This window comes from Flavobacterium sp. 28YEA47A (genome assembly GCF_041262125.1).
GTDB lineage: Bacteria > Bacteroidota > Bacteroidia > Flavobacteriales > Flavobacteriaceae > Flavobacterium.
Genome location: NZ_JBGCCI010000009.1, coordinates 179,929 through 194,249 on the forward strand (window position 1 = coordinate 179,929; position 14,321 = coordinate 194,249).

At 36.2% G+C, this 14,321-nt stretch carries 11 protein-coding genes; 6 read left to right on the forward strand and 5 right to left on the reverse strand.

What is annotated here, in order from left to right; genetic code table 11:
- Window positions 1-221 precede the first annotated feature (221 nt).
- Window positions 222-920, forward strand: a complete 699-nt coding sequence (locus tag ABH942_RS14070; protein WP_370033024.1) for a helix-turn-helix transcriptional regulator — start codon at window positions 222-224, stop codon at window positions 918-920.
- A gap of 33 nt (window positions 921-953) precedes the next feature.
- On the opposite strand, the gene ABH942_RS14075 is transcribed toward ABH942_RS14070, so the two are convergent.
- The 3 genes from ABH942_RS14075 to ABH942_RS14085 form a co-directional block, all read right to left on the reverse strand.
- A complete protein-coding gene (locus ABH942_RS14075; protein WP_370033026.1) occupies window positions 954-2,858 on the reverse strand; it encodes a M1 family metallopeptidase in 1,905 nt (634 codons plus the stop codon).
- Between the two features lie 58 nt (window positions 2,859-2,916).
- Complete coding sequence (locus ABH942_RS14080) at window positions 2,917-4,512, reverse strand: S8 family peptidase (RefSeq protein WP_370033028.1); 1,596 nt, start codon at window positions 4,510-4,512, stop codon at window positions 2,917-2,919.
- A gap of 273 nt (window positions 4,513-4,785) precedes the next feature.
- Window positions 4,786-5,643: an MBL fold metallo-hydrolase gene (locus ABH942_RS14085; protein WP_370033030.1), complete on the reverse strand. Its 858-nt coding sequence runs from the start codon at window positions 5,641-5,643 to the stop codon at window positions 4,786-4,788.
- 180 nt (window positions 5,644-5,823) lie between these two features.
- On the opposite strand from ABH942_RS14085, the gene ABH942_RS14090 reads away from it, so the two are divergent.
- The 4 genes from ABH942_RS14090 (at window position 5,824) to sufD (ending at window position 9,872) form a co-directional block, all read left to right on the forward strand.
- Complete coding sequence (locus ABH942_RS14090) at window positions 5,824-6,153, forward strand: HesB/IscA family protein (protein ID WP_370033032.1); 330 nt, start codon at window positions 5,824-5,826, stop codon at window positions 6,151-6,153.
- 57 nt (window positions 6,154-6,210) lie between these two features.
- The gene (sufB, locus tag ABH942_RS14095) at window positions 6,211-7,659 is read left to right on the forward strand and encodes a Fe-S cluster assembly protein SufB (RefSeq protein ID WP_139998782.1); all 1,449 of its coding nucleotides are present in this window, start codon (window positions 6,211-6,213) and stop codon (window positions 7,657-7,659) included.
- A 33-nt stretch (window positions 7,660-7,692) separates the two neighbouring features.
- Window positions 7,693-8,439 carry a Fe-S cluster assembly ATPase SufC gene (gene sufC / locus ABH942_RS14100; RefSeq protein WP_056067005.1) on the forward strand — a complete coding sequence of 249 codons (747 nt, stop codon included), beginning with the start codon at window positions 7,693-7,695 and terminating at the stop codon, window positions 8,437-8,439.
- 116 nt (window positions 8,440-8,555) lie between these two features.
- Window positions 8,556-9,872, forward strand: a complete 1,317-nt coding sequence (gene sufD, locus ABH942_RS14105) for a Fe-S cluster assembly protein SufD (RefSeq protein ID WP_370033035.1) — start codon at window positions 8,556-8,558, stop codon at window positions 9,870-9,872.
- A gap of 60 nt (window positions 9,873-9,932) precedes the next feature.
- On the opposite strand, the gene ABH942_RS14110 is transcribed toward sufD, so the two are convergent.
- Both ABH942_RS14110 and ABH942_RS14115 read right to left on the reverse strand, forming a co-directional pair.
- Window positions 9,933-10,616 carry a hypothetical protein gene (locus ABH942_RS14110; protein ID WP_370033037.1) on the reverse strand — a complete coding sequence of 228 codons (684 nt, stop codon included), beginning with the start codon at window positions 10,614-10,616 and terminating at the stop codon, window positions 9,933-9,935.
- Between the two features lie 57 nt (window positions 10,617-10,673).
- Window positions 10,674-12,020, reverse strand: coding sequence for a serine hydrolase domain-containing protein (locus tag ABH942_RS14115; protein ID WP_370033039.1), 1,347 nt, complete (start codon window positions 12,018-12,020; stop codon window positions 10,674-10,676).
- Between the two features lie 160 nt (window positions 12,021-12,180).
- Here ABH942_RS14115 and ABH942_RS14120 point away from each other — a divergent pair, with 160 nt between their 5' ends.
- Complete coding sequence (locus tag ABH942_RS14120) at window positions 12,181-14,304, forward strand: TonB-dependent receptor plug domain-containing protein (protein WP_370033041.1); 2,124 nt, start codon at window positions 12,181-12,183, stop codon at window positions 14,302-14,304.
- Window positions 14,305-14,321 lie beyond the last annotated feature (17 nt).

Genomic DNA, 14,321 nt, shown 5'->3' on the forward strand with positions numbered 1-14,321 from the left:
AAATCAAAATAAGATTATTTTCAAATATTTTACAATCCACTAATAATTATTGAAATACTTCTAATTATTTTAACTATTGCTTATAAATTAGTTGTTTAAAATGTTTTCAATCAAATAATTGCTTTGGTTTAAATGAGTACTATTTTCTTATTATTATTGTATTTTTTATTTATGTAAAGATTTTTTTCCTAAATTTGTCGAATAAATAATATTATAATCATATGGTTTCAGAAAGAGTAGGAGAATATATGGCTAAAAAGGGCATAAGTTATTATGCCTTTGAAAATAGCATTGGTGCAAGTAGAGGAAGTATTTCGAAAGCCGTAAAAGATGGTAAAAGCATCGGTTCACAGGTTTTAGAGAATATTCTTGCTGTTTATACTGATTTGAATCCGGTATGGCTTTTAACAGGTCAGGGAAATGTTTTTGTGGATAATGAAGAGATCCTCAATAATAAACAGATAGAAACGTACAGGCTAAAGACGGATAGTTTTGTTGAAAACCAACAGATTCCGCTGTATGATATTGAAGCTGTAGCAGGATTGGTGCCTCTTTTTCAGGATAGTAAGGCACAGGATCCAATAGATCATATTTCCATTCCGCATTTACCAAAATGTGATGGAGCGGTTTATGTGACTGGCGATAGTATGTATCCGTTATTAAAAAGTGGCGATATAGTGCTGTATAAAGAAATTCATGATGTGGCGAATGAGATTTTCTGGGGCGAGATGTACCTCTTAGGAATCGATATGAGCGGTGAAGAGTATGTGACCGTGAAATATATCCAGAAATCCGAAAATCCGGGCTGTGTGAGGCTCGTAAGCCAAAATAAGCATCATCAGGATAAAGATGTGGAGCTTTCAAAAATAAAAGCGCTGGCACTTGTCAAAGCCAGTATTCGAATTAATGCTATGAATTAAAAAAGGCGGACAATTTTGTCCGCCTTTTTTAATTTAGTTTTTCAAGACCTTGCTGTTATCAGGAATTGGTGCCGGATATACGTTATTGTCTTTTTTCACGTCGGCCATCAGGTTTTCAGGATCGATTTCAATCTTGCTGATCATTCCCATTCCTTTGTCAATAGTGAACTTCAATGAAGGATACGCCCAATCCCATCCTTTTAAGAATGTTCTTTTTATGCCCGGATAAGGATTTTCTTTTATGCCTCTCATCATCTGCAACGGAGCATAGAACGATTCTTTGCTTCCATCTACATAAGTAACCATAATATCCAACGGCATCGGCATTCTTCCAATTCTTTGAAGTACAACTTCTGTTTTTCCACCAGCATCTCTTACTTCTTTAATTCCGTAGTCGATGGTGTTTGTGGTTTGTGTCCAGTCTACCAGATACCAATCAAGATTCATTCCTGAAACTTTTTCTGCGGTTCTTTTGAAATCGTTTGGTGTAGGGTGCTTGAATTTAAAATCTTCATAGAATTTTTTAAGCGTTTTTGCCAGATTTTCCTGTCCGATAATATACCCAAGCTGTGTCAGGAATAATTCACCTTTGCTATATGAAGATATACCATATACCATGTTTTCTTCAAATCTGTCACCATGAGTAGTCTGCGGTTGTTCTCTTCCTGTTTTAACCATATAGAAATAGTTAGAATAGGCAGAGTCGAATGGATTTTTTTCTTCTTTATTTGGTAGTACTTTCGCCATAGCCAAATCTGAAATGTAAGAAGTGAAACCTTCATCCATCCATCCGTGTTTGGACTCGTTAGTTGCCAAAACGTGTTGGAACCAGGAGTGAGCCATTTCGTGAGCCGTAACGCCTACAAGGCTACCATAGGATCTTTCTCCTGTGATTAGCGTACACATAGCATATTCCATTCCACCGTCACCACCTTGAATGACTGAATATTGTTTATATGGATATGGGCCAACATTTTTATTAAAGAAATCCATCAATTCTGCAGTTTTTGGCTGCATTTTTTTCCAGTTTTCTTTAAGTTTTGCTTTGTCTTTGTATAAGAAATGCAATTCCACATTATTTGGGCCTGGGTAAACATCATGGATATAATCCTTGTCTGCCGCCCAACTGAAATCATGAACCATTGGTGCATTAAAATGCCAGGTCAGGGTTTTTACTTTTCGAGGTATTTTTACTTCAACACCCTGATCTTGGTAACCATATCCGATTTCATTTTTGTTCTGAAGATATCCTGATCCTCCCAAAATGTATTTTTTATCAATAGTAATTTTGACATCGAAATTGCCCCATACACCGTGAAATTCTCTCCCGATATAAGGATCTGCATGCCAGCCTTCAAAATCATATTCCGCCATTTTAGGATACCATTGTGTCATAGAAAGGGCTACACCTTCTGAGCTGTTTCGTCCAGAACGACGAATTTGCTCCGGGACCTGTCCGTCAAAATCCAAAGTAAATTTGGTTTTGCTTTTTGGTGCGATTGGTTTTGCGAGGTCTACTTCTAAAATAGTACCCACAACAGTAGTCGTAGCCGAAACACCGTCCTGCATAAAGTTAGTCACATTCAGGTAACCAATCTGATTAGGCTTTAACAGACTGATTCTGCTTTCAGTTTTTTCGACACCACCGGATTTTGAAGTCTTGACCATTCTTTTATCAGGATCTACAATGGTTTGTAGTCGGATATCCATTTCACTTCCTGGTTGGAAAGCGTTGTTGTAAAGATGGAAAAAAACTCTTTTGAGTGTATCTGGCGAATTGTTAGTATAGACCAGTTCTTGTTTTCCTTTATATTGGTATGTTTTTACATCCATGTTTACGTCCATTTTGTAATCGACGTGTTGCTGCCAATAACCGTTTTGTGCCATTGCACTTCCACAGAATACTGAAAATACTGAAAGTAGAAATAGTTGTTTCATAAGCATACAAAATAAAAATGGAAGGGATCTCCCTTCCATTTTGAAAGTTTCCTGGATTTTATTTTTTCGTTTTAGCTATTTTTTCTGCCATAATCAAAGCATTATAGGCATTAACCATTTTTCCTGAAGTTGAGATTTTTGAGAACGAACGTTTGTTTGCTTTTTCACCATTCAAGACTACTTCGATATTCGTCGGGATTCCAGAGTCCATCAAGATATGTTTTACCTGAGAAGCAGTTAACGATGGATAATAAGAGCGGATCAAAGCGGCAACTCCGGCAACATTAGGAGAAGCCATTGACGTTCCTTGTTCGTATTTGTATTCGTTATTTGGATACGTTGCATAGATTTTAACTCCAGGAGCGAAAACATCTACATCTTTGCTTCCGTAGTTTGAGAAACTTGCTACAAGATTTGTTCCGTATGTCGTATCAAGAGCACCAACTTTTATCACGTTATCTGCAATTTCGCCAAATGCGATACGGTCATTTGGAAAACGCTCTTCTACATCAAGATCTGCGCCTTCGTTTCCAGCAGCCAAGACAATCAATACATCTTTGCTTGCAGCATATTTGATTGCGTCATAAATCCATTCTTTATGTGGAGAAAATCCTTTTCCAAAGCTTCCGTTGATGACTTTAGCGCCATTATCAACAGCATAGCGGATTCCAAGAGCAATATCTTTGTCGTATTCGTCGCCATCCGGAACAGCTCTCACAGCCATAATAGCAACATTGTTAGCAATTCCATCTCCACCAATACCGTTGTTTCTTACCTGAGCAATGATTCCTGAAACGTGTGTTCCATGCGAAGCCATTTCTTTTTTAGGTCCTGTAACATTGTTATTTCCGTGTTTTGAATCTTTTAAGTCATCAATATTATCACCTAAAATTTTTCTTCCATCGTATTCAAGATTCAGGTTGTAATTCAACTGATTGTAAATATGCTCCTGATACTCTTTCAACTCCGATTTGAATTCTGGTCCGGCTTGAGCAATAACAGAAAGCATTACTCTTTTATACTGACTTACAGTAGGATCTTTTGATTCTAAAGCCTTAAGATCTTCTAAAGTATAATTTTCTTTTTTTAATTCTTTTTGGATTGTTTTGTCAGCATTATTGATGAAATCGAATTGCTGTTTTGATGCCAAGGCTTCCTGATATTCCTTTTCATAGGCCGCTTTTGCTTTTTTGAAATTTTCTGAACCATCATCTCCTTTGCGGACAATTCTTGTCATTTCTAAGGTTTCATTGCCTACATCACCAAGAAAATTCCATCCGTGAATATCATCGATATAACCATTGTTGTCATCATCGATTCCGTTTCCAGGAATTTCTTTTGTATTGGTCCAAATAACTGATTTTAAGTCTGGATGTTCAATGTCGACACCTGAATCTACCACACCTACAATTACTTTCGTGCCTTTTTTGTTTTTGATTAATTCAGAATAGGCTTTGTCAACGCTCATTCCCGGAATTGTATCTTTTATGATATCAAGATGACTCCATCTTTTCAGGTCATCTTCTTTGATTTTTGAAGTTTTTAAAGGAAGGTTTTCGATACTCGTGATCGGAGTCATGCTTTTTGAAGCACCACATCCTGATAAAACCAACACTGAAAGCAGTGAAAGGGAGGACAGTTTTATTAGTTTCATTTTCAAAAAAAATTTGATTTCAATTAGTTTGCCAAAAGTACACTGACTTTACCACAAACTTATAAATAATTAACTTTATTTTAGAAAGGTTGTTGATTTAAATTCAATGAATTGGCTTTTTGGAAATTCAAAATTAAGTTTAAATATGGGCAGATAGATTTTACTATCTGCCTATGCGTCTTCTGTTTTATCGGTTTTTATTCCGAGAAATTATTCCCGTTTTCAGAATTAGTCGGTGAGCTTGAGATTTTAATTTTTTGAAAAGTAGAATACCTATAAGATTTCTTCGCAGGTAAAAACGTCTTTTAAGCGTACGCCTTTTTCTGTGTTTTCAACAGTTATGATTTGATTGTGAGCATCGTGTTCTAAAAACAGGTAATAGTTGTTTTCGGCAGCTTCGGTTAGAAATTTAGCTTTTTCTGGCAAAGTTAATAGCGGACGGGTGTCATATCCCATAACATAAGGCAAAGGCAAATGCCCGGCTGTTGGCAATAAATCTGCCATAAAACAGATCGTCTTGTCCTGATATTTAATTTTTGGAATCATCATTTTTTCCGTGTGGCCATCGGCAAAGAAAATATCAAATCCGAGTTCTGATTTTTTGAGCAAATCTCCATCCGGCCTTTTGATAAATTCCAATTGTCCGCTTTCCTGCATCGGAATAATATTTTCAGTAAGGAAAGAGGCTTTTTCTCTAGGATTTGGTTTTGTTGCCCATTCCCAATGATTGTCGTTTGACCAGAATTTGGCGTTTTTAAAAGCGACCTCATATCCTGTCTTGTCTTTATTCCATTGGACACTTCCTCCACAATGGTCAAAATGCAGGTGGGTCATAAAAACATCAGTAATGTCGTCACGGTGAAAACCATAAAGAGATAAAGATTTGTCGATAGAATGGTTGCCCCAAAGCGAATAGTATCCGAAGAATTTTTCCGATTGTTTGTCGCCCATTCCGGTATCGATCAAGATCAGTCGGTTTCCATCTTCAATTAAAAGGCATCTTGCAGCAATGTCAATCAGGTTATTATCATCAGCAGGATTGGTTTTGTTCCAGATGGTCTTTGGAACTACACCAAACATGGCTCCGCCGTCTAATTTAAAATTTCCTGCTTCGATCGGATATAATTTCATTTTATGAGGATATAAAGGGTTAAAACTGCTTTTTGTTCGCAAATTACTAAAATCGATTGGCTTTTAAAGGCCGGAAATAAACTTTTTCTATAGAAACATAGTTAGAAAAATGTTACTGATTATGGAAAAAGCTAAATATGACGTATCTTTGCAAATTAATTAGACTAAATTTAAATCACTATGATAAAGGTATCTGATACAGCAAGTAAAAGAATCATCGATATGATGAATGATGACGGCTTTGATGCTACCAAAGATTACGTTCGTGTGGGCGTAAAAAGCGGTGGATGTTCCGGCTTGTCATATGAGTTAAAGTTTGATAAAGAACTGGGAGAAAACGACAAGGTTTTTGAAGATAATAATGTGAGAATTGCCGTTGAGAAAAAATCATTTTTGTATCTGGCAGGTACAATCCTTGAATTTTCCGGAGGCTTGAATGGAAAAGGATTTGTTTTCAATAATCCGAACGCTACCCGAACTTGCGGTTGCGGAGAAAGTTTTTCTTTATAACAAAACTATTCAACCCTTTCAGCGTTTGAAACGCTGAAAGGGTTAAAAAAAACTAAAATGAGCAAATACACAGAAGACGATTTAAAAATCGAGCTTGAGAATAAAGAATACGAATACGGGTTTTATACTGATATAGAGTCCGATACTTTTCCTGTTGGCTTAAACGAAGATATTGTCCGTGCTATTTCTAAGAAAAAAGAAGAGCCGGAATGGATGACCAATTGGAGAGTAGAAGCGTTCAGAGCATGGGAACAGATGATTGAACCTGAATGGGCAAATGTTCATTATGAAAAGCCTAAATTTCAGGATATCTCCTATTATTCAGCACCCTTAAAAAAAGCAAAATACGAAAGCCTTGATGAGGTAGATCCGGAACTTTTGGAAACATTCAAAAAGTTGGGGATTTCTCTTGATGAGCAAAAAGTACTTGCCGGAGTTGCTGTGGATATTGTTATGGACTCGGTTTCTGTAGCTACAACATTCAAGAAAACACTTGCTGAAAAAGGAATTATTTTCTGTTCTATTTCAGAAGCTATCAAAGAACACCCTGAATTGGTTCAAAAATATATCGGTTCTGTAGTTCCGCAAAAAGACAATTTCTATGCGGCACTGAACTCCGCTGTTTTTTCAGACGGATCGTTCTGCTATATTCCAAAAGGCGTTCGTTGTCCGATGGAACTTTCAACCTATTTCCGTATCAACCAAGCCGGAACCGGACAGTTTGAAAGAACTTTGGTTATTGCAGATGAAGGAAGTTATGTTTCTTATTTAGAGGGATGTACCGCTCCATCGCGTGATGAAAACCAATTGCATGCTGCAGTTGTGGAATTGATTGCTTTGGATGATGCTGAAATCAAATATTCTACAGTTCAAAACTGGTTTCCGGGTAACAAAGAAGGTAAGGGTGGAGTTTTCAACTTCGTGACCAAAAGAGGTTTGTGCGAGAAAAACGCAAAAATTTCCTGGACACAAGTAGAAACTGGTTCTGCCGTAACTTGGAAATATCCATCATGTGTGCTAAAAGGAGATAATTCGGTTGGAGAATTCTATTCGATTGCCGTAACCAATAATTTCCAGCAGGCTGATACCGGAACGAAAATGATCCATTTAGGAAAGAACACCAAATCAACGATTATTTCCAAAGGAATCTCTGCAGGGAAATCACAAAATAGCTACCGTGGATTGGTTCAAATCAGTTCAAGAGCAGATAACGCAAGAAACTTTTCACAATGCGATTCGCTATTGATGGGGAATAACTGTGGAGCACATACTTTTCCGTATATCGAATCTAAAAATCCTTCGGCCAAAATAGAACATGAGGCAACGACCAGCAAGATTGGTGAAGATCAGGTTTTCTATTGCAACCAAAGAGGAATTCCTACAGAAAAAGCTATTGCTTTGATCGTAAATGGTTTCAGTAAAGAAGTACTGAATAAACTTCCTATGGAATTTGCAGTTGAAGCACAAAAATTATTAGAAATATCACTTGAAGGTTCGGTTGGATAATCTTTCAAGACTCTATAAAACACAAAAGCAACAATGTTAAGTATAAAAAATTTACACGCTGGAATTGAGGACAAAGACATCCTAAAAGGCATCAATCTTGAAGTAAAAGCCGGCGAAGTTCATGCGATTATGGGGCCTAACGGTTCTGGAAAAAGTACACTTTCTGCTGTAATTGCAGGAAATGAAAATTATGAAGTTACTGAAGGTTCAGTTGAATTGGATGGAGAAGATTTGTCTGATTTAGCACCGGAAGAAAGAGCGCATAAAGGTGTGTTTCTTTCTTTCCAGTATCCTGTAGAAATTCCAGGAGTTTCTGTAACGAACTTTATGAAAACGGCTATTAATGAATCCCGAAAAGCAAAAGGGCAGGAGGAAATGCCAGCCAATGAAATGCTGAAATTGATTCGTGAAAAGTCAGAACTTTTGGAAATCGACAGAAAATTTTTGTCACGTTCACTTAACGAAGGTTTTTCTGGTGGTGAGAAAAAAAGAAACGAAATATTCCAAATGGCAATGCTAGAGCCAAAATTGGCAATACTTGACGAAACGGATTCAGGTTTGGATATCGATGCGTTGAGAATTGTCGCAAATGGTGTTAATAAGCTGAAAAGTGAAAACAATGCAATTATTGTAATCACACACTACCAAAGACTTTTAGATTATATCGTTCCGGATTTTGTTCATGTTTTATACAATGGAAAAATTGTAAAATCAGGAGGAAAAGAATTGGCTTACGAACTGGAAGAAAAAGGTTACGACTGGATCAAGGCTGAGAATTAATTTGTTGAAAGATGTAAAGTCAGAAATCTTTGATTTGTGATTTTAGATTTATGGCAAAAAATAGTTGACTGCAAAAGTCTTTTGACTTTAAGACTTTCAACTTTAAGACTAACAAAATGGAATTAAAAGAAAAACTAATATCATCTTTTATGGCTTTTGAAGAACGTGTAGATGTTGATTCAGCATTGCACGATGTTCGCACAGAAGCTTTTAAAAATTTTGAAGACAAAGGCTTTCCTACTAAAAAAGAGGAAGCCTGGAAATATACTTCGCTGAGTTCGATTTTGAAAAATGACTTCAGCGTTTTTCCTAAAAAGGAAAATACAGTTGAGTTTTCGGAAGTAAAGAAATTTTTCCTTCATGAAATAGACACCTATAAAGTTGTTTTTGTAGATGGTGTTTTCAGCTCATTTCTTTCTTCTACAACGCATGACGGTTTGGATGTCTGCCTGATGTCTTCAGCACTGAATAAACCAAAATACAAAATGGTAATCGATGAATATTTCAACAAGATTGCCAGTAAAGATGAAAGCCTGACTTCTTTAAATACTGCCTTTGCTTACGAAGGAGCTTATATTAATATTCCGAGAAGCAAGGTGGTAGAAAAGCCGATAGAAATTATCAATTTTTCTACAGGTACGGAAGCCGCATTACTTATTCAACCGAGAAATCTTATTATCGTTGGTGAAAATGCACATGTGCAGATTATCGAAAGACACCAGAGTTTGAATGAAAATCCGGTACTGACAAATTCCGTTACCGAAATCTTTGCTCAAAAAAGAGCGATTGTAGATTATTACAAGATTCAGAACGACAATCTTGAGGCATCTTTGATTGACAATACTTATATCGCCCAGAAAGATCAAAGCAACGCTTCTGTGCATACTTTTTCTTTTGGAGGTAATCTGACAAGGAACAACCTGAATTTCTTCCATCAGGGCGAGCATATCGATTCTACGCTGAAAGGAATTACAATTATTGAAGGAAAGCAGCACGTTGACCATTATACTTTGGTGCATCATGCAACTCCAAATTGTGAAAGCCATCAGAATTACAAAGGAATTTTTGATGATAAGTCTACGGGAGTATTCAACGGAAAGATTTATGTAGAGAAGGAAGCTCAGAAAACAGATGCTTTCCAACAAAATAACAACATCCTTTTAAGCGATAGAGCTTCTATCAATGCAAAGCCGCAGTTGGAAATTTTTGCAGATGATGTAAAATGCTCCCACGGTTGTACGATAGGCCAGCTTGATGAAAAAGCAATGTTCTATATGCAATCCAGAGGTATTCCTCAAAAAGAGGCAAAAGCCTTGCTGATGTATGCCTTTTCTAATGAAGTAATCGAAAGTATCAAGATTCCGGCAATGAAAGCCAGAGTCACTAAGATTATTGCAACGAAATTAGGCGTAAACATGGGTTTTGACTTATAATACGGATATATTATATCAGGAAACAAAAAAGGCTTCAAATTATTTTGAAGCCTTTTTTGTTTAGTGTAAAATGTGATTTATTAATGCTCTTTCTTGTATTGAGCCATCATAAGATGTCTTTTCCCATATTGGCCCGACCTCTTTAGCAAACCAGTATTGCAAATCGATAATGACAGTTTGTTCGAGAATTTTCATCTCCACCTTTGTTCTTGTCTTTATGACATTAGGATAAGTAATACCATTCAGTACAACAGTTGAATTTTTTTCTACTATAGTGCCGGTGTATTTAATTTTAGCGGTGGTTGATGTGTTTTGTCCGCTAAAGGAATAGGTGATTTTGGATGATAAATTTCCATTCCAGGAACTATTGGCTTCCAGATCGTCTTTGAAAATGGGAATTTCATATCCTTGCATGTTCATTGTAATACCTTCTTGATTAATAGAAGAGTCGGCTATTTTTTGTAAATAAGTAGCTCCTTTTTTTGCTACCCAATTCTGAATACCCAAAACATTATCTGCTTGATCGGAAATTTCATAATACGTTGTGCCATTGATTACAGTGCTTCCAATTATCTTTAATTCTGAGTTTCCGCTGTCGGAACCAAAAATCCAGGTATTGTTTATTGCCATTGGCCAGTAATTTCCTGTTGACTCACCGTAAGATACGCTATTGCTATCATCGCTACTGCACGAAGTGACGAACAACGCTGAAACGAATGCTAATGCTAGAACAATTTTTTTCATCTGTTATGTTTTTTTACGAAGATAGAAGTTTTAAGCAAAATTTTCATACAAAAAAAATCATTTTTTGAAGCTCTCCAGAATTTCTTTTAGTAATTTATTAAAGCCAAAAGCGTCATCGTCTGTCAGTCCAAAGCGGACGATAACCAAATTTTTTGATGGAATGATGAAGATTTTCTGTCCCTGAAAGCCGCTAGCATAATACAGGTCTTTTGGAGCATCAGGATATTTGCCACCTGCATTGAGCCAGAAATGTCCGCCATAACGACCATTTGAAGTTTGGGTTGGAGTAGCTACATAGTTAGCCCAGCTTTCATCAAAAAGCTGTTCACCATTCCAATTGCCTTTATGGAGATATAACAGGCCAAATTTGCCCCAATCCCGTGTATTGGCCCAAGCATAGGAAGAACCTACATAATTCCCTGCCATATCGGTTTCTACCAGCATCGAATCCATTCCAATTTTGTCGATTAGTGAAGAATACCAGAAATCCAGATATTCCTGCTGTGTCTTGAACTGACTTCTTAAAATCCCGGACAATAGATTGGTTGTTCCGGAAGAATAATTCCAGCTTTCATTAGGTTTGCCTATTAATGGCTTTTTTCTCTGGGCTTCTGCCATATCTTCTGCCTGGAAAAGCATAAGTGTAGCATCGCAAATCTTGTCGTATTTCTCTTCCCATTCCAAACCTGAGTTCATGTGAAGCAGGTCATTTATGGTAATTTCAGAACGCTTGTCATTTTTCCATTCGGCAATAGGCGCCGGCTTGTTGATGTCTATTTTTCCTTGCTTCTGTAGTATACCAAAGTACGTGGCTGTTAGGCTCTTGGTCATCGACCAGCCTAAAATCCTTGAATTCTTGTCAAAACCTGAATCGTATTTTTCACCAACAATCTTGTCTTTATATATAATAAGTAGTGAACGTGTCCTTTTGTTCTTTTCGCCCTTTTTGTCAAAAGCATTTTCTATCGCATTGTTTAGTTTGGTATAGTCAATAATAGCAAAAGTGGTGTCGGCAGGCTCGTTATTTCCATATGGATACGGAAGATTACTGCTGACTTTGATTCTTTTTGGGATCAGATAAGGTTTTGAAAAGTCAAAACTATCATCAATTAATGTTACACCCAGACCTTCACGATAAATCGCTTTGCGTTCTTTTAAACCGTAAACAGAAGAAGTGGCATAGTTCTCTTTTTCGTGAATCGTATTGCTAGCCAGCTTAATAAGTTTAATATCATTGTCGCCAGATTCGATCATTTGTTGGGAACGATGGCCTATAAAATAACCTGAAGCTATGCTTTTTGCCGAAAATCCAGAGATGAGATCCAGCTTGGGATAATTCGTGAATCCCAAATACACAATTATTATGGCCAAAAGAATACCAGCTATTTTAAGTTTTTTCTTCATGAAAGTTCTTGATTTTGGTAAATTTAAGAAGAAAAACATTATGAGAATGCATTCAAATTAAAGGGCCGACATTTTTATTTAGAATTAGTAAAAATAATTTGCATAAACCAGATAGCCTCCCTAGATTTGCAATTTAGAATTAATCTAAAGATGAATTGCAATGCAGATTTATACTAAGGCTTATATTTCCTTATCCCTTTTTCTTTCTTTTAGTGCTTTTTCACAAGAAAAACTTCAAGATACTACAAGAACCAGTCAACTTGAAGAAGTAGTTGTTACGGGTCAGTTTGAGCCGCAATCAATAAACAAGTCGGTTTTTAATGTTAGAGTAATTACAAACCAAGATATTCAAAACCTAGCGGCGAATAATTTGGGAGATGTTCTCAATCAATATCTAAACATCACAGTTAGACCTAGTGGAAGTGATGGACGATCAACGGTTTCCCTATTTGGTTTAGATGCCCAATATTTCAAAATTTTAGTGGACAATGTTCCGTTAGTGAATGAAGCAGGTTTAGGGAATAATATCGATTTGTCTCAGATAAACCTGAACGATGTAGAACAGATAGAAATCATTGAAGGTTCTATGGGAGTTACCCACGGGGCAAATGCAGTAAGTGGAATTCTGAACATAATAACGAAAAAGAATTCAAATCACAAATGGTCTATTTTTGCAACGGCCCAAGAAGAAACGGTAAATAATGAGTTTGCCTTATTTGACAAAGGAAGGCACATACAATCTTTAAAAGTTTCACATAAGCTTTCTGATAATTGGTTTGTTTCTTTGGGAGGAAACAGAAATGATTTTCAAGGATATTTAGGTGAAAAACAAGGTCCAAATCATATTGAAAATGATGGGTTAAGAGGCTACAATTGGCTTCCAAAAGAGCAAATAAATTCTAATGCATTGATAAGCTATGCAAAAGATGATTTTAGAATCTTTTACAAATTTGAATACTTAGATGAAAAAGTAGAATTTTTCAATAGTGTTGTCCAATCAGGTTTTAATACACAAATTGGATCCTATCGTTATTCTGATGATAAGCGTTATTTTACAGATAGATATTACCACCATTTAAATGGTGTTGGTAAATTGTTTTCGAAGTTGAACTATAATGTTTCGGTCTCTCATCAAAAACAAGCCAGAAAGGTTGAAGATTTTAGAACTCTTATTCTTTCAGAAAGTGAATTGAACAACGTTAAGGTTAAAGATCAGTCAATGGAAGTGCTCTATTCGACTGGAACTTTGAGTAATTTTTTTACCAATGACAAAGTCGATTTGCAGATAGGTTATGAATTGGTAAACAATCAGGGCTTTTCTTTAGTACAAGAAGAAAACAATAAGCTCACTCCTGTAAGAAAGCGACTTGAGAATTATGACTTTTTTGTGTCTTCAGAAATTAAGGCTACTGATAAATTTTCAATCCGACCAGGATTGCGATTTTCTGCACAATCCCGATTTGAAGATCAATATGCTTCTTCTCTGGGTTTGAGATACTTATTTGATAAGGGGATTGAGCTTCGAGGATCACTTGGAAAATCGTTTAGAACACCAACTTTTGAAGAGTTATACTCTAAACAGATTTTTGACGGACACCATTTTACCGGAAATGAAAACCTGAAACCAGAAACCAGTACTTCTTATGAAGTAAGTCTTAAAAAGACATCCTATCTGGATTCTGATTTCAGACTTTCAAATATGCTAACAGCAAGTTTCTTAGATGTAGATGACAGGATAGATATGGCTTTTGTGAGATTCAATGAAGGAAGCGGTATTCCTGAATATGAATACATCAATATCAGTAAGTATAAGATGTGGAATGCATCTACAAATCATCAATTGAAAAGCGAGAATTTGGTTTTGAATTTTGGTGCTTCAATTGTTGGAATCTCACAGGTAATCAAAAACCAGATTTTTACATCGGATGACAAATATCTTTATTCTTTTAACCTAAATGCAAGTGCTTCCTATACGGTTCCTAAGTGGGCGACAACATTCTCTGCTTATTATAAGTATAATGGAAAAACACAGCAATTTGTTGAAAGTACCTCAAGTTATGTGATTTCTGATATCGAAGCAAGCAATTGGCTTGATGCTTCTATAAGAAAATCTTTTTTCAAAAATAAGTTTGATTTGACACTTGGTGCCAGAAACATACTGGATGTTACCAATGTCAACCAGAGTAGAACCAACGAAGGGGCAGGACATGCGGTGACATCGAGTGTAATGCTGGCTTATGGAAGATCTTATTTTGCCAAATTAACGTATAATCTTAATTTTTAATATAAAATCATAATACA